Origin of the sequence: Streptomyces sp. NBC_01257 (assembly GCF_035917255.1) — a bacterium.
Classification (GTDB): Bacteria; Actinomycetota; Actinomycetes; order Streptomycetales; family Streptomycetaceae; genus Streptomyces.
In genome coordinates this window covers 4136400-4153199 of sequence record NZ_CP108472.1, presented here as the reverse complement: position 1 = coordinate 4153199, position 16800 = coordinate 4136400, and the positions used below count along the sequence as shown (strand labels likewise).

The following is a 16800-nucleotide window of genomic DNA, read 5'->3' as shown; positions in this document are numbered from 1 at the left end:
CGCGTCTTGGCGGACTGGTGCCCGGACATGCGCAGCGCGCATGCCGAGGGCTGAATCATGCACGCATGTGATCTCAACCGAACGGGCCGGCCTGGAGACACGGGCAGGTATCACTCGCTCACCCGACCGGCTGCAGAGCCCTGCGGAGAGCGCGAGACATGCGCGGCAAGTGCCCCAAGGCTTGTCTGGGGGGCTTGCCACCGCGACTGCGGACCGACCGTAGCCGAACGACCAGCGGCGTTTCAGCGATGGTTGTACTTGCCGTGCTTCCAGTGCTTCTTGTCGTCGTGCTGCTTGCCACCATCATGGTGCTGCTGACGGCCGTAGCCGCTGTTGACGCAGGTGTTGCCGAAGCTCGGGTTGAGCAGTCCGAGCACGTTGACGGAGTTGCCGCACGCGTTGACCGGGACGCTGATGGGAATCTGCACCACGTTGCCGGACAGGACACCCGGTGAGCCGTAGGCCACGCCCTGCGCACCCGAGTCAGCACTGGCCACACCGGCACCGGCAAATGCCAGCGCACCGGCAGCCACGGTCAGGGCGACCGCACTTCCAAGCCTGAACATGAAACCTCCACGAGGAACGAATGCCGCCGTAATCAAGACGACCGACTCCGTCCCACCATGCGCGCCCCTCCCCGTACAGGTCCCAGGCGCGCCCACACGCCGGCCGTGATCCCACGAATGGTCGCTCTTCCGGCGAGAGTTGATCAATAGCGCCCGGCAACCGGACCACCCCCTGCTAACCAAACAACGGAAGGTGAGCTGCCATTGCGCCGATTCCTCTGCGCCACGCTACACAAAGGACCATTTTTGCGCAGTTTTTTACTAATCATCTGGTTGTCTTCTGTGCCTCGGTGCCGTCGGCTGTCGGTGGCATCTCCCGAAGAGTTCCGGAGAGACACATGCGTACACGTGCAGCGGTTGTCGCCCTCGCGCTGACTGCCTCGGCCGTGGCAGCCGCCCCCGCCGCCTCAGCAGTGGGAACAGCCGGCAGCGACGGGTGGGGCCGGCCCGGCGTGAGCCGCGCGGGCGGCGAACTGGTCGCGGTGGGTCTGACGGGCGAGCAGCGCCTGGTCAGCTTCTACGTGCGCACCCCTGATGACATCTGGTCGTTCGGCAGGATCACCGGTCTGGAGGGCGACTCCAAGCTCGTCGGGATCGACTTCCGCGTCCAGAACGGCAAGCTGTACGGCGTCGGCAACAGGGGCGGCGTCTACACCATCACCAGCAAGGCGCAGGCCAGGAAGGTCTCACAGCTGACCGTCGCCCTGGCGGGCAACGCCTTCGGGGTCGACTTCAACCCCGCCGCCAACCGGCTCAGGGTGATCAGTAACACCGGGCAGAACCTGCGCCACAACATCGACGACGCGTCGGCCCCGCGCACCACCACGGTCGACGGCACACTGACCAACCCGACGACACCGCCCTCGACCGCCCTCGGCGTCACGGGCGCCGCGTACACGAACAACGACCTGAACGCCGCCACAGCGACCTCACTGTTCGACATCGACACGGTCAACGACCGCGTCTCGCTCCAGTCCCCGGCCAACGCCGGCACCCTCGCACCCACCGGCAACCTCGGCGTCAACGCCGGCCCCTCCGCGGGATTCGACATCTACTACCGCGCCGCGACAGGTGACAACGACGGCTACGCCGCCCTCAGCACCGGCGGAAAGTTCCGCTTCTACAGCGTGAACGTCCTCAACGGCAAGGCAAGCCTGCGCGGCACCTTCCCCACAAACAGGCAGGTCTTCGACATCGCCCTCCCCCTCGCACAGCACTGACCGGGACCGCCAGAACACACGCACGCATGCGAGGCCGGGTCGAGAGAAACGCCCGGCCTCGCGCAGAAGGGGCGCCGAGGAACCAGGACGCCTCCTGGCCGGGATCACGACCGATCGCTAGCCGCTGGGCCAAGCACAGCAAACGCGGTGAAGCACATGGTGCGCTCACGAGGTCTGAGGGGCCCTGGTGCGCGCCGACAGAAACGCGGAACCGGGCAGAAGGAGCGCGCTCGCGATGGTGCGCCGGGCGATAGCCTCTGAGGTGTGAAAGCGGCGGCAGACAAGGCACGGGACAGAGCTCCGAACCCACCAAGGAGTTCCGCCGACGCAGGCTGTGTGGTCCCTGGCAGGGTGACTGCACACGTCGATGACCTGCTGGTGCAGATCGCGCACGGCAGCAGAAATGCGCTCGCTGAGTTGTACGACCTGCTCGCGCCGCTCCTCCTCGCGCTGCTCCGCTCCCGTGAAGGGTCCATGGAACGCGCCCGCGGCGATCTGGTCGACGCCTTCGCCCGGATCTGGCGCAGAGCTCCCTCCTACGAACCGGGCCATGGCGGTCTGGAATGGGTCCTCGATCAGGCGACCAATGCCGACGCTCCCGGGCGAGCGACGTGACGGCTTGGACCCGGGGGCCACACGCCAACAGGGGTAGGGCCCGGACGTAGCAGACGACACCGTCTCGCACACCTGGATCGAGGCGGATTCCGACACGAGCAACTGACCGGATTCCCCACCGACGCGTCTTCAGCTGGCCTGCGCAGCCAACGTGATCTTCGACTGATCGGGTGCTCACCTGGAGGGCAGTCGCGCATTTCCGCCTGCATAGGGCGGTCGGCCGCCAACCTTGAGATGGGACTGCTCGCTACCTAAAGGGCTCGCCCTTCCCGAACCTGAGTGACACGACATCAACGGCTTTGTCCTGCCTGTTCGGCGTGGTGGATGGCCCGTGCCGCGTTGATGAGGCCGATGTGGCTGAATGCCTGCGGATAGTTTCCAAGGGCCTCTCCGGAGGTGGGAGAGATCTCTTCAGCGAGGAGGCCGACGTCGTTGGCGCAGGCGAGAGCGGTTTCGAAGACTGCGCGGGCGCGCTGCACCTCGCCGATCAGAGCCAGGGCGTGGGCGAGCCAGAAGGTGCAGAGAAGGAATGCCCCCTCGTCGGACGCGAAGTCGTCCTGGAGGTAGCGGCGTACCTGTCCGCGTGTGTCCGACAGCTGGTCCGCGACCGCGGACACCGTGGCGCGGATGCGGGGGTCGTCGCCGGGAAGGAATCCGACGAGGGGAAGCATGAGGGCTGAGGCGTCGAGCTCGCTGGATCCGAACGCTTGGGTGAAAGCGCCGAGGCGGGGGTTCCACCCCTCGGTTTCAATGGCTGTGCGAATGGTCTCGCGTGTTCGCCGCCAGGCAGTGACGCGTTCGGTCGTCGCGCCGAGCGCGGGCGCGAGATCAATGGCCCGGTCCAGGGCGACCCAGCACATCAGTTTCGAGTAGAGGAAGTGGCGGCTGGGACCCCGCACTTCCCAGATGCCCTGGTCGGGCTCCTTCCAGCGTCGAGCAGCGGTCTCGGCGGCCTGGAGAAGGAAGTTACGGGTGGGCTGGTCGAACCACTCGGTGCGGGGGTGCGTCTGGTGTGCGGCGTCGAGCAGTTCGCCGTAGACATCGAGCTGGTGCTGGCGCCAGGCGTCGTTGCCGGTGCGCACCGGTGTGCTGCCCCGCCATCCCGAGAGGTGGGGCAGGGTGAGTTCGCTGAGGTCTCTTTCGCCGCCGATGCCGTACATGACCTGCAGGTCTACGCCTCGTTCCAGCTGGGTGGCTGCGGCCTGGGCGAGGAATCCGAAGTAGGCGGCCTTCTCCCGGTCGCAGGCGGAGGTGGACAGGGCCTGGAGGGTGAAGCTGGCGTCGCGGACCCAGGTGTAGCGGTAGTCCCAGTTACGGTCGGCTCCGATGCTTTCCGGGAGGGAGGTGGTGGCGGCCGCGACGATGGCGCCCGTGGGTGTGAAGGTCAGTGCCTGCAGCACGCGCCCGCTGTGGGCAACCTCGTCCCTCCACCGGCCTTGATAGCCCTGATGGATCCCCGTCCAAGACCTCCACCCCTTGATCGTGTCGTTCAGGCGACGGTGGATGCGCCCACCTCGCCAGGATTCCGGTTGCGCCTCGCCCCAGGCAGGCAGGGACGACAGCGCGAACCCGATCCGCCGGCCCGCCCTCAGTACCGTCTCCCCGTGCGCGGTCGCGCCTTCGATCCGCAGCGGGAGCGGTGCGGACAACACGAGACGCTGTGCGCCTCCGTACGCGCTGAGTCCGCCACGTACGAGGGACATCACCGGGTGAACGAGGCCGAACTCCGGACGGGGCGCGAAGCTGGTCTCCACCGTCACCGATCCACTGGTACAGGTGATCTGGCGCAGCAGCACGCCGGGGGAGGACGCCCCCAGCGCGTGCCCGCGCTCGCGGTGTCCCATCGCGAGTGCGTCGAGGAGAACCACCGTGCCCGAGGAGGTATGGAAGGTGGTCTCCAGCGCCAGGGTCTCGGGTACGTAGCGGCGGGTGACCTCACTCGGTCCGCTGGGCCGGATCGTCCAGTGCCCGGCCTCCTCGTCGAGCAGACGGGCGAAGACCGCCGGGCTGTCGAAGCGCGGCAAGCACAGCCAGTCCACCGACCCTGCCGTGGACACCAGCGCGGCCGAACGGCAGTCCGACAGCAGCGCGTAGTCACCGATCGGACGCGTGCTCACGTCAGTCCTGCCTGCCGAGCGCGGATGGGGCCCGGTCCTGATCGCCGGGTCACGGGGCGGACTCGTGGCCAGGAGTGCCGTTGGCAGGTCCCGTCCGTGCCGCGCCGGGCCGTTTCACACCCGACTCCGGTGTGGGGCGGGAGCGCCCCATACGGATCAGCAGGGTGAGCGCGGAGATCGCGAACAGTGCGGCGGTGATGAGTAGCCAGCGGCCGAGGTACACGTCGGTGGAGAGCGTCGTGTACAGGGTGAAGCGGTGGCTGACCCGCTGCAGGATCAGGGGAAAGTAGGTCAGGAACAGGACTCCGGAGAGGAAGACCGGGACCCGGACGTAGTTGATCCAGCGCATTGCCGGGCGGGCGGTTTCACTCGGTGCGACTGGTTCCCGGCGCTCACCCAGCAGGGTCTGGGCGGCGCGGTCGGTCACGGTGTAGAGGGGCAGCAGCACCAGGTCGTGCAGCAGGGCCGCTCCGACGAACCAGAGGACCACCTTCCACGGCTCGGAACCGGACAGCAGCCGGATCCCCGCGTAGCCGGTCAGCGCGAAAGAGCAGAGAACCAAGAGCAGGTGCAGCGGCGAGGCTCCGTAGAGACTGCGGAAGCGGTTCATACGTTCTCCCCGAAGGTCAGCCGGGTGACCCATTTGGTGTTGTGGACACCCGGATTGGCCGGGACGATGATGCGCGCCGGGTAGCCGTGGTCCGGCGACAGATCTGCTCCGTTGACTCGCAGAGCCAGCAGGGAGCGGGGGTCGCGGACCTGGTTGTCGCGCAGTGTGGTCGAGCGGAAGGAACCGCTGAGCTGGGCGGACTGGACGAAGACGCCGGGCGGGCTGTCGGTGAACCCGACGAGCGCGGCCAGATCGGCCAGCCGGACTCCGCTCCACTCCTGGTCCTCGGTGGACCAGCCCTCCACGCAGGCGATCGGCAAGGCCGCGCTGTGTTGTGGGAGCGCCAGGACCTCTTCACGGGTGAGGACCCGTTCGCGGCCCCCGCCCCGAACGACAAGACGCCAGGCCGCACCGGTGTCGACGGCGCGGATGCCCACGCTGGCCGCGGTCTTGTTGATCTGGAAGCCGTTGGGACCGGGGCCCGGGTCCTGGCTGCGCGGCGCGAGCAAGGCGGTGGGCCGGAGCCAGCCTCCGATGCTCTGCCCGGCCGTCACGGCGAGCAGCACCAGGGAGCCGGTCCCCACCATCCCCAGCGCACCCCGGCGGGACATGGTCGGCGCGGCCGGGCGAGGAGTCACCAGCCCCGTGGAATCCGGACGGGAGCTCTCGCCGGTCTTGGGCCGGCTGCGCAGTTCCTCGCGAAGACCTCCGCTGCGCAGCATCCGGACCATGAGCGGGATCCGGAAGGCGATGTGGACGACGAACGCGCCGATAAAGACCCAGGCCCCGTAGAAGTGCAGCGGGTAGAAGGAGCCGGGGAAAATGTAGTCCAGCTGGATGTTGAGTACCCCGGTGGCGAATTCGAACAGCACCCCTCCCACGAGCAGGAGCACCGAAATCCGCTCCAGCGCGTGACTGACGGACTTCACCGGAGGCCAGGAGAACAGCTTGGGGACTACCGACCACAGCTTCGCGAGCAGCACGGGAATCAGCACGATGCCGAGCGTGATGTGAACGCCTTGAGTGAGCCGGTAGAGCCAGTACGGATGGGTGGGCCAGGAGAACAGATAGAAACCCAGCCAGCCCCGGTCCGGAGTCTTGTCGTTGGCACCGAGGTCAGGGTTGTACGCCGCGTACGAGAGCAGCCCCGTGACGAACATCAGGGTGATGCCCACCAGCAGCACCGCACCGAGCACCGACGTCAGCCAAGGCCCACGCAAGGGGCTACGCCAGAACCCCGGCCGGGTCGGACCGAGCGGCGGCCCCTCCCGCAACAGGCCCTCCAGACGGACCCGCGGCGAACTCGTCGCCACGGCCACCGGCCGCGCAGACGAGCCAGTCCTCGGCGCGGAGGACGCATAGCCAGCGCCGGCATCTCCATCCCCGTTCGGCGGGCCGGGTGAGGAGAGGCGGCCGCTACCGCTGCGCGGGCCCTCTTCGCTTCCATCAGGGGGCGGGGCCGGGTTCCGAGCCTGACCGGGGCCACCGGCCGGTGCGGCTCCGGCCCGAGGCGGCGGCTCGTGGATGCCGGACGTATCGGGACCGTCCGCGCTTCCATGCCCGGCGTCCTGGGGCCTCGGGCCCTGGTCTTGTGAGTCACCCATGGGATTCCTTGTGCTTCATCAGACGGAAGATCACCGAATGGCATCGCACAGTAACCCTGGAATTTGCATCCGCCGTGTTCCTGAGGGCGGCCGTAATAATTTGTTCCCCAACCAGCTCGCACCAGTCGGTTCTACTTATCAACGAGAGATCCGAAAACCCGAACTTCCCCGTATGAATGGGTGACGAGCCCGTGTGTGCATGCAAAGCCCGGGCCCCGTTGTGCGACCGTGGGCGACGTGACGGGAGCAAAGAATCGTCCTGGTCGTTCCCCGGGCAGTGACGCAATCTCAATGGCCGGCCGATCAGTCGGCCGCGCCGGGGAGTCCGCTGTCATTCCTGGATCGGTACAGCCGGACGCCCGGACTGCAGCTCCGGAATTCCAGACTGTCGTGAGTACAGCGGAGTCACCTGAGACCAGCCCTGGCCCTTGGCATGAGGAGACCTACACGGTCGCCGTCACCTCGGGCCTTGGCCCTCTCTTCCTGCAGTGCGCGGACGGGGCACGGGTCCCTTTGGACGTTGAGCGGTGGTCCAGCACCGCGGACGCCGCAGACATGACCGTCCTCCAGCGTTGCGAGAAGAGCGTGCTCGACATCGGCTGCGGCCCCGGCCGTTTGGTCGCAGCCCTCTCCAAGACCGGGCGCACGGCACTGGGTATCGACATCAGTCCAGCAGCCATCACGCGGGCCCAGGGCGGCGGCGGGTCGGCACTGCACCGATCAGTCTTCGATCCGCTCCCCACCGAGGGGCAGTGGGGCACCGCCCTGCTCATCGACGGCAACATCGGCATCGGCGGAAACCCAGGCAGACTACTCAAACGAGTGGCGGAGATCGTCCAGCCCGGCGGGCTGCTCCTCGCAGAGGTGTCGCAGCCCGACGTCGACGAACGTTTCAACGCCCGGATCGAGGGCGGAGACGGCCCAGCCGGCACAACATTCCCCTGGGCGCGGACCGGAATCACCGCTCTCCTTCGCGAAGCACGTGGCAACGGCTGGACATACGTCGAGCAATGGGCAGCACACCAACGCACCTTCGTGGCCCTACGGACCGCGGCTCCAGGCACCTGGGCACTACGGACAAGCCATTACCGCCGACTACGGTCCGCGCAAAGGCCCAGTTGCGATTGAGTGCAGAACCCGCGGAGGCAGTCGAGGCGCCGCTCTGCGAGCAGCCCTTGCCCCTGGCCGCCCGTCCCACATGTCCGACGCTGGGTCACGAAGGCGCGGATGGCTCGGAGCACGTCCAGGGGGATTGTGGTCTCGGAGCCGATCTCCACCAAGGGCCAACCGGGGTGCTTACAGAGCCCAGACGGTCAGGCACGTACTGGAGGGCGCCGCCTGCCGCATGCGTGATCACCAGCGAGAGCACGAACGCACCGAGATGCAAAGGATGGGTGCATGGCTCTTGCGGGGTGGCGCTGCGTGTGAAGGAGACCGCTTGTGAAGGCGGCCACACCGCCTTGAACCGGATCCTCGATCAGGCGACGAATGCCGACGCTCCCGGGCGGGCGGCGTGACGGCTCAGGCCCGGGAGCGCCGATGGGCTCACGCCACGGGGGTCGGGCCCAGGCGCAGCCGATAACACCGTCTCGCGCGCCTGAACCAAAGGGCTCTGCGACACGCACAACTGACGAAACTCTCACACGGCTACAGCTCCCTCGGCCTGGGCGACCGGTGACGCTGCTTCGGCTGATCAGGTGCGGTCCGGGAGCACCGCAGCGCGGTTGCGCCCCTGAACGACCGGCGGCGGTAAGGGTTTGATCTGCACACTGCCCGCTACGCATTGTCGAGAGGGAACCCCCATGCTTCGTAGTATCGCGATCACCGTTGCCACCGTTGCCGCAGCCGGATTCCTGGCCGCCGGACCCGCCGCCGCGCACAACTCCGACGACGGCTATGAGGCCGGCAAGGTCGGCGCCGGCTACTCCAAGGTCGAAGGGGACCGCGCCAGCGCGGAGTACCTGAACCTGGGCGGCCCGTACGGAATCACCTACGCCAAGGCGAAGAAGGCACACTTCGAGGGCGAGGCCGGCTACTACTACGCCGAGTACCTCCAGGGCCGCTGATTCGCGACCGCACGCACAGGCAGGGCTCGCCACGGTGGCGGGCCCTGCTCGCGTCCACACGTGCACCGTCGGCTACTTCCCTGCGGACGCCTGGTGTTGTTGCGGCGGCGCCACTCGCCGCAACAACACCCACAAAGCGCTGGTCGCTGACCAGGCAGAACCACCGGGTCTATGGTGCGTCTCTGGTTGCATTCAATGGCGTACGACACCGTTCAGGGAGCTCGTCCCGGGGGACTACGCCGCAGGTCGGAACGCCCCCGCACATCGCCGAATACCGGGCGAACATTTGGAAAGCGTGTTGGCTGTGACGTGCCCGGAGTGCGTGAGCGTTGCGTGAGCGGACGGGGCGGCACCGGATGGATCGGGTGGTAAGCATGGCGAGCGGTTCAGGTCTCCTACCTGCGGAAACGGGATTCACAGACACTGCCCAGCACCACCCGGGATGATCTTGCAGGCCCTCGTAATGCGTAGGTCTCGGGTTCGAATCCCGAAGGCGGCTCGGATCAGCCCCAGGACTCACTCGCCGTGACCTGGGGCTTTTTCATGTCCCGCCGCCCGCGCCCGGCCGGTGTACCCCTCCGGTGCACCGGCTTCTCCTCTCTTCTGCGGCCCTTGCGGTTACCTGAAGGCCGCGATGTTGCGTCCGGCCCAGTCGGCGAACGTGCGGGCCGGGCGGGCGAGGAGCTGTTCCGTCACCGGGCTGATCCGCTGTTCGGCGGGGGTGGGTTCGCCGAGGATCGCGAGGGTGGTGTCGATCACCGGGTCGGGCATGAACCGCCGCATCTGCGCCCGTGCTTCGTCGGCCGTCTGCTCGACGAAGTCGACCCGTTCGCCGAGCAGGTCGGCCAGGGTGCGGGCCCGTTGCCTGGGCGTGGTGAGCGCGGGGCCGGTCAGTTCGTACGTCGCTCCGGCGTGGCCGTCCTCGTACAGCGCGATGGCCGCCACGTCGGCGATGTCGGCCGGGTCGACGACCGGCAGGCCCACATCGCCGAAGGGTGCGGCAACCGTCCGGTGCGTGCGGACCGGTTCGGCCCAGGCGTAGGCGTTGGAGGCGAAGCCTCCGGGGCGCAGGATCGTCCAGTCCGCGCCCGACTGCCGTACCGCCTCCTCCATGGCCCGGCCCGCGGCGCCGTGCGAGGCGGACTGCGGCCGGGTGGCGACTCCCTGGGAGGACAGCAGGACGATACGGGCCACGCCGCCCGCTTTCGCCGCGTCCAGGATGGCCGGCACGTTCAGCAGGTGCGCGCCCGCGCCGGTGTCGTGCAGGAACAGCGCCTCGGCGCCGTCGAGTGCGGGGCGCAGGCTTTCGGGGGACGCGAGGTCCGCGCGGTGATGCCGCACCTGCGCCGGTGCGGCGCCGGGACCCGCGGCGGCATTCCGCGACACGGCCGTCACCTGCCGGCCGGCTGCCGCGAGTGCCTCGACGAGCGGGCGTCCGACGTTTCCGGTGGCTCCGGTCACCACGATCATGAGTTCACGTTCCTTCGTTGAATGGGCCGATGGGAGACCTGTGCGCCGCGAGCTGCCGCCGCTTCGGTCATGACCTCATCCTGAAAGCTGAACTGGCCACCTTCTGGCCAGTTTTCCCAGGAGAATCTCCGGCATGAGAGCTGATCGTCTGGTGGCGCTGCTGCTGTTCCTCCAGGTACGTGGCCGGGTCACCGTCGCCCAGGTCGCGGCCGAACTCGACGTGGCCGAACGCACGGCCCGCCGCGACCTGGAGGCGCTCGCGGCCGCCGGGATCCCCGTCTACTCGCAGCGGGGGCGCGGCGGGGGCTGGTCCCTCGTGGGCGGAGCCCGTACCGACCTCACCGGACTGACCGCCGACGAGAGCCGGGCGCTCTTCCTGCTCGCCGGTCCGTCCTCCGCGTCGCCCGAACTCCGCACCGCCCTGCGGAAGCTGGTGCGGGCCCTGCCCACGCCGTTGCGCCCGGGCGCCGAGGCGGCGGTGCGCGCGGGGGTCGCCGACGCCACCGACTGGTCGCGCACCGCCGTGACGGCGGATGAGCCCCAACTCGGGGCGCTCCAGCGCGCCGTGGTCGACGGGGTGCAGGTCAGGATGGGCTACGCGAAACCCGGCAGGCCCGCCGGTGAGCGGACCGTGCATCCGCTCGGGATCGCCTCGAAGGCCGGCGTCTCGTATCTCGTCGCCGGCACGGAGAGCGGGCTGCGGGCTTTCCGGCTCAGCCGGGTCACCTCCGTGGCGGCGACGGGGGAACCGGTCGTGCGGCCGGACGGCTTCGACCTCGCCACGGCCTGGCGCTCCCTCGCCGCGGTGATGGAGGACCGGATGTACGCGGTGACGGTGCGCGGGCGGGCCGAGGCCGGTGCCGAAGGCGTCCTGCAACGGCTGTTCGGCGCCCGGCTGCGCATCATCGGTCCGGCGGTCGCCGACGGGTGGCTCGGGATCGAGGTGGACGGGCCGTCGGCAGAGGTGCTGGCCGCGCAGCTGGCCGGTCTGGGGTCGCGGGTCGAGATCCTCGAACCGGCGGCCGCCCGCGCACGGCTCGCGGAACTCGCGTCCGAACTGGCCGCCGTCTACGGGCCGCCGTGACCGCGTGCGGAGAGAGAAAGAGAGACGGTCTCCGTCAGCCGTCAGCCGTCAGAGCCGTCAGCTGTCACCCGTATCCGTCGCCCGTCTCCGTACCGCCTCGCGGTCCGGTCGGGGCCTGGTCACCCCCGCAGATACGCCAGTACCGCCAGCACCCGGCGGTTCGTGGTGTCGTCCAGCGACAGGTCGAGCTTGCCGAGGATGCTGCCGAAGTGCTTGCTGACCGTGCCCTCGCTGACCGTCAACGCCGCGGCGACCGACGCGTTGGACCTGCCCTCCGCCATCAGGGCCAGCACCTCCTGCTCGCGCGCGGTCAGCCGGGAGAGGGGGTCCCGGCGGCGGCGGATGAGCTGGCGGACCACCTCGGGGTCCACGACCGTGTTCCCGGCCGCGACCCGGTGCAGGGCGTCGATGAACTCCTCGACGTCGCCGATGCGTTCCTTGAGCAGGTAGCCGACGCCCGTACCGTCCGAGGAGTCGAGCAGGTCCTCGGCGTACGTGCGCTGGACGTACTGACTGAGTACGAGGATGGGCAGCCCGGGCTGCCGGGTGCGCAGTTCGATCGCGGCCCGCAGCCCCTCGTCGGAGAAGCCCGGCGGCATGCGGACATCGGTCACCACGATGTCCGGGCCGTGCTCGGCCACCGCCGCGATCAGCTCGTCGGCCGTGCCGGCGCCCGCCACCACCTGATGGCCGAACCGTTCCAGCAGGCCGATCAGTCCCTCCCGCAGGAGCACACTGTCCTCGGCCAGTACGATGCGCACGCTCACGTCCTTGTTTCCGCAGGTGACATGGGGACCTGCAGTCGGAACACCGTGGGCCCGCCGGGCGGACTGGACAGTAGCAGGCGGCCGTCGAGCACCGAGACGCGGTCGGCCACGCCCTGAAGTCCCGTACCGCCGCCGGTGTCGGCGCCGCCCGCCCCGTCGTCGTACACCTCCACCACCAGTCGGCCCTTCTCCGTCCGGCCGCTCACCCGGGCCCGCTCCGCCCCGCTGTGCTTGGCCACATTGGCCAGTGCCTCGCAGACCGCGAAGTACACGGCCGTCTCGACCGCCTGGGGCAGCCGGTCCGGCAGGGCGAACTCCACGTCCACCGGGATCACCGAGCGGTCCGCGATGTCCTCCACCGCCGCCGCGAGTCCGCGGTCGGTGAGGACCTGGGGGTGGATGCCCCGGATGAGTTCCCTGATCTCCGCCAGCGCGACCCCGGCCTCCTTGTGCGCCTTGGCCAGCAGCCCGGCCAGCGGTTCGGCCGGGCTCTCCAGCCGGGCAAGTCCGAGCGTCATGGACAGGGCGACGAGCCGCTGCTGCGCGCCGTCGTGCAGATCGCGCTCGATCCGGCGGCGTTCCGCCTCGAAGGCGTCCACCAGACGCATCCGGGAGCGTCCCAACTCCCTGATCCGCGAGTCCAGTCCGGCCTCCGGTGCGCGGAGCAGCTGCCGGGTCAGCTCGGCCCGGCCGGCCGCCAGCGCCCCCAGCGGATACGCGAACAGGGGCAGCAGCACGAGTCCGGCGAGCAGGGCCGCGACGGCGGGCGGAGGGGAGTGGATCAGCCAGATCTTCAGTACGCGGGCCTCCTCGCCGCCGTTCGCCGCCAGCATCACCGGAGCGGCGATCAGGCCGCCGCAGATGACGAGGGCGGTCCCCACGGCCAGGGCCTCCAGGGGCCACAGCACCAGGGCGAACAGCAGCGCGTAGCCCAGCTCCCGCCAGGTGGCGCGTTCCCGGAGGCGGGTGCGGAGCCAGGACGAGAGGCCGGTGCCGTCCGGGTCGCGGTGTGCCGGGGCGAGGGGGCGGGGGTCGAGCAGGCGCAGTCTGCGCCGCTCCACTGCGGCGACCGGTATGCCCGCGAGCACGAGCGTGAGGAGCAGCGGGATGCCGATCAGGAGCACGCTCAGTGCGCTGCCGGCGACGGCCAGGAGGAGGAGCGCGGTGAGAGTCGCGAGGCCCAGGGGCACGCTCGTCAGCAGGTAGAGCGTGGCGCGCCACGGCCAGGCGCTACGCAGGTAGCGGCGCTGTCGCAGGGCCTGCCACAGGCCCGGGGAGGGCAGGGGGTCAGCGGCGGAGGAGGGCATGGGGGGAACGGTAGGCCGGGCGCGGGGAGGCGGACCACCCGGCGGAGTGGAGCCGTGGGGTGGAGCTGGCTCCACCCCGGGGACTCCCGCTCGCTGCGATGTGGCGCGGGAGCGGCGCCGGTTGAGTGGTGGCCATGAATCAAGCAGCTGTCCGGCTCCGTTCGGTCACCAGGTCCTACGGCAGGAACACCGGCGCGGTGACCGCGCTGGACGGGGTCAGCCTCGACGTTCCCCGGGGCACGTTCACCGCCGTCATGGGGCCGTCCGGCTCCGGCAAGTCGACGTTGCTCCAGTGCACCGCCGGCCTCGACCGGCCCACGGGCGGCCAGGTGTTCCTCGGCGACACCGAACTGACCGGGCTCAGCGAGCGGAAGCTGACGCTGCTGCGCCGCACCCGGATCGGCTTCGTCTTCCAGGCGTTCAACCTGCTCCCCTCGCTCAGTGCCGAGCAGAACGTCGCCCTGCCGCTGCGGCTGGCCGGCCGCCGGCCGAAGCGGGCCGAGGTCCTCGGCGTACTGGAGCGGGTGGGGCTGCGCGACCGGGCCGGGCACCGGCCCAGCGAGCTGTCCGGCGGCCAGCAGCAGCGCGTGGCCCTGGCCCGTGCCCTGGTCACCCGGCCCGATGTGCTGTTCGGCGACGAGCCCACCGGCGCCCTGGACTCGACGACCGGGCAGCAGGTGCTGAGCCTGCTGCGGACCATGGTGGACGGCGGGCAGACCGTGATCATGGTGACGCACGACCCGGTCGCCGCCTCCTGTGCGGACCGGGTGCTGTTCCTGGCCGACGGCCGGGTGCGGGACGAGCTGGCCTCCCCGTCCGCCGAGCAGGTCGCGGCGCGTATGACGCGGATGGCGGCGGTCCCGTGCTGAGCCTCGTGCTGCGCGGCATCCGGACCCGCTGGGTCACGTTCGTCGGCTCCTTCCTCGCGCTGGCCCTCGGTGTCGGGATCGTCGCCATGACCGGTCTCGCGCTCGCCGCCACGTTCGGCGCACCGCACCACGGGCCGGAGCGGTTCGCCGCGGCCCCGGTCGTGGTCCGGGGCGCGGACCTGCTGCGGGTGCCGACACCGATCGGTGTCCGGACTCAGGAGCTGACCTCGCCCCGGCCCGTCCCGGCGGCGCTCGCCAACTCGCTGGCGGAGCTCGGCCGCACCGTCGAGGACCGTACGTTCCCCGTCTCGGTCGGCGGCGCGGACCTCGACGGCGGCAGCGGTGCCGGTGAGGTGGTCGGGCATCCGTGGCCGGTCGCGGCGGCCGCCCCCTACCGGCTGGCGGCCGGGCGGGCCCCGGCCGCCCCCGGCGAGGTGGTCGTCACCGCGGGGCCACGGTCACAGGTGCGTACGGGGGACCGGATCACGGTCACGACCCCGCGGTCCACCGCCACCGGGACCGTCGTCGGCACGGTCCGGTCCGCGGGGTTCGAGACCGCCGTGTTCTTCACCGCGGCCGAGGCCGCCCGGATCTCCCCGGCCGTCGACGCCCTGGTGGTGCACGCCGACCCGGCCGCGGTGCGCGCGGTCGTGGACAAGGAGGACCGGATGGTGGTCCTCACCGGCGACGACCGGCGCCGGGCCGATCCCGACCCGGACCGCGACGCCGAGGCGCTGGTCTCCGTCAACGCGCTGCTGGGCACGGCCGCCGGCATCACCGCCTTCGTCTCCGTGTTCGTCGTCGCCTCGACCTTCTCCTTCGCTGTCGCCCAGCGCCGCCGCGAGTTCGGTCTGTTGCGCACGGCGGGCGCGACCCCCGGTCAGGTGCGGCGCACGGTGTACGCCGAAGCGGCCGTCATCGGCGTGTTCGCGTCGGCCGCGGGCTGCCGGCTGGGTGCCCTCGGCGCGCCGCGGCTCGCCTCCTGGATGGTGGGGGAGGGGATCGCGCCCCGCTGGTTCGCCGTCGGTGACCAGAACTGGCCGCTGCACACCGCCTTCTGGACCGGACTGGCCGTGGCGCTGGCCGGTGCGGTCGCCGCCTCGCGCCGGGCCGGGAAGGTGGGGCCGGCCGAGGCGCTGCGCGAATCCGCCGTCGACAGCGGGGCGATGCCGCTGAGCCGGGTGGTGCTGGGCGCCGCCGTCCTGCTGACCGGGGTGGTGCTGGCGGCCGTCGCGCTCGTCCACGATCCCGGCAGCCTCCTCAAGCGCAAGACCTACCTCACCCAGCCGATGCTGCTGATCGTCGGGTTCGCTCTCTTCGCACCTGTTCTCGTGCGGCCCGTCACCCGCCTCCTCACCTGGCTTCCGGCGCAACTGCCGGGCGCCACTGGCGTACTGGCGAGGGAGAACGCCTCCGCCGGACTGCGCAGGACCGCCGCCGTGGCCGCCCCCGTGATCGTCACGGTGGCGCTGGCCGCCTCGCTCATGGGCACGACGGCGACGCTCGGTGAGGCCAGGGCCACCGAGGCACGCACCCAGGTCACCGCGGACTTCGTGGCCACGGCGGGCCGTGACGGTGGCGCGCTCTCCCCGCGGTTCGTCGAGCGGGTCCGGCGGATCCCGGGCGTCGTGGTCAGCGTCTCGCGGTCCACGTCCGTGACCGTGCTGGAGGAGGGCACGGCGCTGGTCCGCTCCGAGGCCAGGGCGGTGGACCCGGCCGACGCGGCGGCGGTGTCCGCGCTGCCGGTGGTGGCGGGGAGCCTGTCCGGACTCGACGACGGCTCCGTCGTCGTCAACGAGGAGTGGCTGACCACGACGGTCGGCGAGCGCGTCGGCGTCTGGCTGGCCGACGGCCGCAAGGTCACCCTTCGGGTGGCGGCCGTGCTGAGCACCGGCACCGGGAACAACGGGGTGTACGTGACCCCGCGCAACGCGGGCGGCGCCGCCGTCGACCGGATCGACGTCAGGGTGCGGGGCTGGGCGGACCGTTCGGCCGTCGCGAAGGAGTTGTACGCGGCAGGCCGGGACACGGGCGCCGAGGTGCGGACCGGGGCCGGCCGGGCGGCGGAGAGCGTCCGGCGGACCGGGGAGAACACCCGTACCGGCCTGCTGATGATTCTGCTCATCGCGCTCGTCTACACGGCCATCGCGCTCGCCAACACCCAGGTGATGGCCACCGCCGACCGGGTGCGCGACCTGGCGGTGCTGCGGCTCGCCGGGGCGACGAAGGCGCAGGTGCTGCGGCTGGTCGGGGCGGAGGCGCTGGTCGTGGTGGGGGTGGGCGCCGTGCTCGGCGGGGCGGTGGCCGCGCTGGACCTGGCCGCCGTACGGACCGCCCTCGGGCGGCTCGGCGTCCACTCGGCCGTCGTGGTCCCGTGGGAGACGCTGGGCCTCGTCCTCGCGGTGAGCGCGCTGCTGGCCGTGGTCTTCGCGGTGCTGCCCGCAGCGCTAGCCCTGCGCACCCGGCCGGTCGAACTGGCGGGCACGCGGGAGTAGTCCGGGGGTC

Annotated in this window: 14 protein-coding genes; 7 read left to right on the top strand and 7 right to left on the bottom strand. The window is 70.6% G+C overall.

Going from position 1 to position 16800, the window contains the following annotated elements; genetic code table 11:
• Positions 1-242: 242 nt before the first annotated feature.
• Positions 243-566 carry a chaplin gene (locus OG408_RS17765; RefSeq protein WP_326670763.1) on the bottom strand — a complete coding sequence of 108 codons (324 nt, stop codon included), beginning with the start codon at positions 564-566 and terminating at the stop codon, positions 243-245.
• A gap of 338 nt (positions 567-904) precedes the next feature.
• Between OG408_RS17765 and OG408_RS17760 the strand changes: the two genes are divergently transcribed.
• Together OG408_RS17760 and OG408_RS17755 are read left to right on the top strand one after the other, a co-directional pair.
• Positions 905-1786, top strand: a complete 882-nt coding sequence (locus OG408_RS17760) for a DUF4394 domain-containing protein (RefSeq protein WP_326670762.1) — start codon at positions 905-907, stop codon at positions 1784-1786.
• Between the two features lie 351 nt (positions 1787-2137).
• Positions 2138-2401, top strand: a complete 264-nt coding sequence (locus OG408_RS17755) for a hypothetical protein (RefSeq protein WP_326670760.1) — start codon at positions 2138-2140, stop codon at positions 2399-2401.
• Positions 2402-2691: 290 nt separating this feature from the next.
• On the opposite strand, the gene OG408_RS17750 is transcribed toward OG408_RS17755, so the two are convergent.
• From OG408_RS17750 to OG408_RS17740, 3 genes are read right to left on the bottom strand one after another with little or no spacing between them, the layout of a single operon-like run.
• A complete protein-coding gene (locus OG408_RS17750) occupies positions 2692-4518 on the bottom strand; it encodes a glycoside hydrolase family 15 protein (RefSeq protein ID WP_326670759.1) in 1827 nt (608 codons plus the stop codon).
• A 49-nt stretch (positions 4519-4567) separates the two neighbouring features.
• On the bottom strand, positions 4568-5128 hold the full coding sequence (locus OG408_RS17745) for a hypothetical protein (RefSeq protein ID WP_326670757.1): 561 nt from the start codon (positions 5126-5128) through the stop codon (positions 4568-4570).
• A complete protein-coding gene (locus OG408_RS17740; RefSeq protein WP_285567487.1) occupies positions 5125-6348 on the bottom strand; it encodes a molybdopterin-dependent oxidoreductase in 1224 nt (407 codons plus the stop codon). The genes OG408_RS17745 and OG408_RS17740 overlap by 4 nt, the downstream gene beginning before the upstream one ends.
• A 939-nt stretch (positions 6349-7287) precedes the next feature.
• On the opposite strand from OG408_RS17740, the gene OG408_RS17735 reads away from it, so the two are divergent.
• Positions 7288-7860 carry a class I SAM-dependent methyltransferase gene (locus OG408_RS17735; protein WP_326670756.1) on the top strand — a complete coding sequence of 191 codons (573 nt, stop codon included), beginning with the start codon at positions 7288-7290 and terminating at the stop codon, positions 7858-7860.
• Between the two features lie 674 nt (positions 7861-8534).
• Positions 8535-8798 carry a hypothetical protein gene (locus OG408_RS17730; protein ID WP_326670755.1) on the top strand — a complete coding sequence of 88 codons (264 nt, stop codon included), beginning with the start codon at positions 8535-8537 and terminating at the stop codon, positions 8796-8798.
• 618 nt (positions 8799-9416) lie between these two features.
• On the opposite strand, the gene OG408_RS17725 is transcribed toward OG408_RS17730, so the two are convergent.
• On the bottom strand, positions 9417-10268 hold the full coding sequence (locus OG408_RS17725) for an SDR family oxidoreductase (RefSeq protein ID WP_266780078.1): 852 nt from the start codon (positions 10266-10268) through the stop codon (positions 9417-9419).
• Positions 10269-10401: 133 nt separating this feature from the next.
• Here OG408_RS17725 and OG408_RS17720 point away from each other — a divergent pair, with 133 nt between their 5' ends.
• A complete protein-coding gene (locus OG408_RS17720) occupies positions 10402-11352 on the top strand; it encodes a helix-turn-helix transcriptional regulator (RefSeq protein ID WP_326670752.1) in 951 nt (316 codons plus the stop codon).
• Between the two features lie 119 nt (positions 11353-11471).
• Here OG408_RS17720 and OG408_RS17715 read toward each other — a convergent pair whose 3' ends face one another.
• A complete protein-coding gene (locus OG408_RS17715) occupies positions 11472-12113 on the bottom strand; it encodes a response regulator transcription factor (protein WP_285567476.1) in 642 nt (213 codons plus the stop codon).
• 2 nt (positions 12114-12115) lie between these two features.
• On the bottom strand, positions 12116-13426 hold the full coding sequence (locus OG408_RS17710) for a sensor histidine kinase (RefSeq protein WP_326670750.1): 1311 nt from the start codon (positions 13424-13426) through the stop codon (positions 12116-12118).
• A 134-nt stretch (positions 13427-13560) separates the two neighbouring features.
• On the opposite strand from OG408_RS17710, the gene OG408_RS17705 reads away from it, so the two are divergent.
• Both OG408_RS17705 and OG408_RS17700 read left to right on the top strand, forming a co-directional pair.
• Entirely contained in the window at positions 13561-14295 is a 735-nt protein-coding gene (locus OG408_RS17705) for an ABC transporter ATP-binding protein (RefSeq protein ID WP_266780074.1), read from the top strand.
• A complete protein-coding gene (locus OG408_RS17700) occupies positions 14289-16790 on the top strand; it encodes an ABC transporter permease (RefSeq protein WP_326670748.1) in 2502 nt (833 codons plus the stop codon). Before OG408_RS17705 ends, OG408_RS17700 begins: the two co-directional genes overlap by 7 nt.
• Positions 16791-16800 lie beyond the last annotated feature (10 nt).

Coding starts and splice junctions, on each gene's coding strand:
- OG408_RS17730 (WP_326670755.1), top strand. CDS start 8,535: ATGCTTCGTAGTATCGCGATCACCGTTGCCACCGTTGCCGCAGCCGGA.
- OG408_RS17710 (WP_326670750.1), bottom strand. CDS start 13,426: ATGCCCTCCTCCGCCGCTGACCCCCTGCCCTCCCCGGGCCTGTGGCAG.
- OG408_RS17725 (WP_266780078.1), bottom strand. CDS start 10,268: ATGATCGTGGTGACCGGAGCCACCGGAAACGTCGGACGCCCGCTCGTC.
- OG408_RS17735 (WP_326670756.1), top strand. CDS start 7,288: ATGACCGTCCTCCAGCGTTGCGAGAAGAGCGTGCTCGACATCGGCTGC.
- OG408_RS17705 (WP_266780074.1), top strand. CDS start 13,561: ATGAATCAAGCAGCTGTCCGGCTCCGTTCGGTCACCAGGTCCTACGGC.
- OG408_RS17765 (WP_326670763.1), bottom strand. CDS start 566: ATGTTCAGGCTTGGAAGTGCGGTCGCCCTGACCGTGGCTGCCGGTGCG.
- OG408_RS17760 (WP_326670762.1), top strand. CDS start 905: ATGCGTACACGTGCAGCGGTTGTCGCCCTCGCGCTGACTGCCTCGGCC.
- OG408_RS17745 (WP_326670757.1), bottom strand. CDS start 5,128: ATGAACCGCTTCCGCAGTCTCTACGGAGCCTCGCCGCTGCACCTGCTC.
- OG408_RS17720 (WP_326670752.1), top strand. CDS start 10,402: ATGAGAGCTGATCGTCTGGTGGCGCTGCTGCTGTTCCTCCAGGTACGT.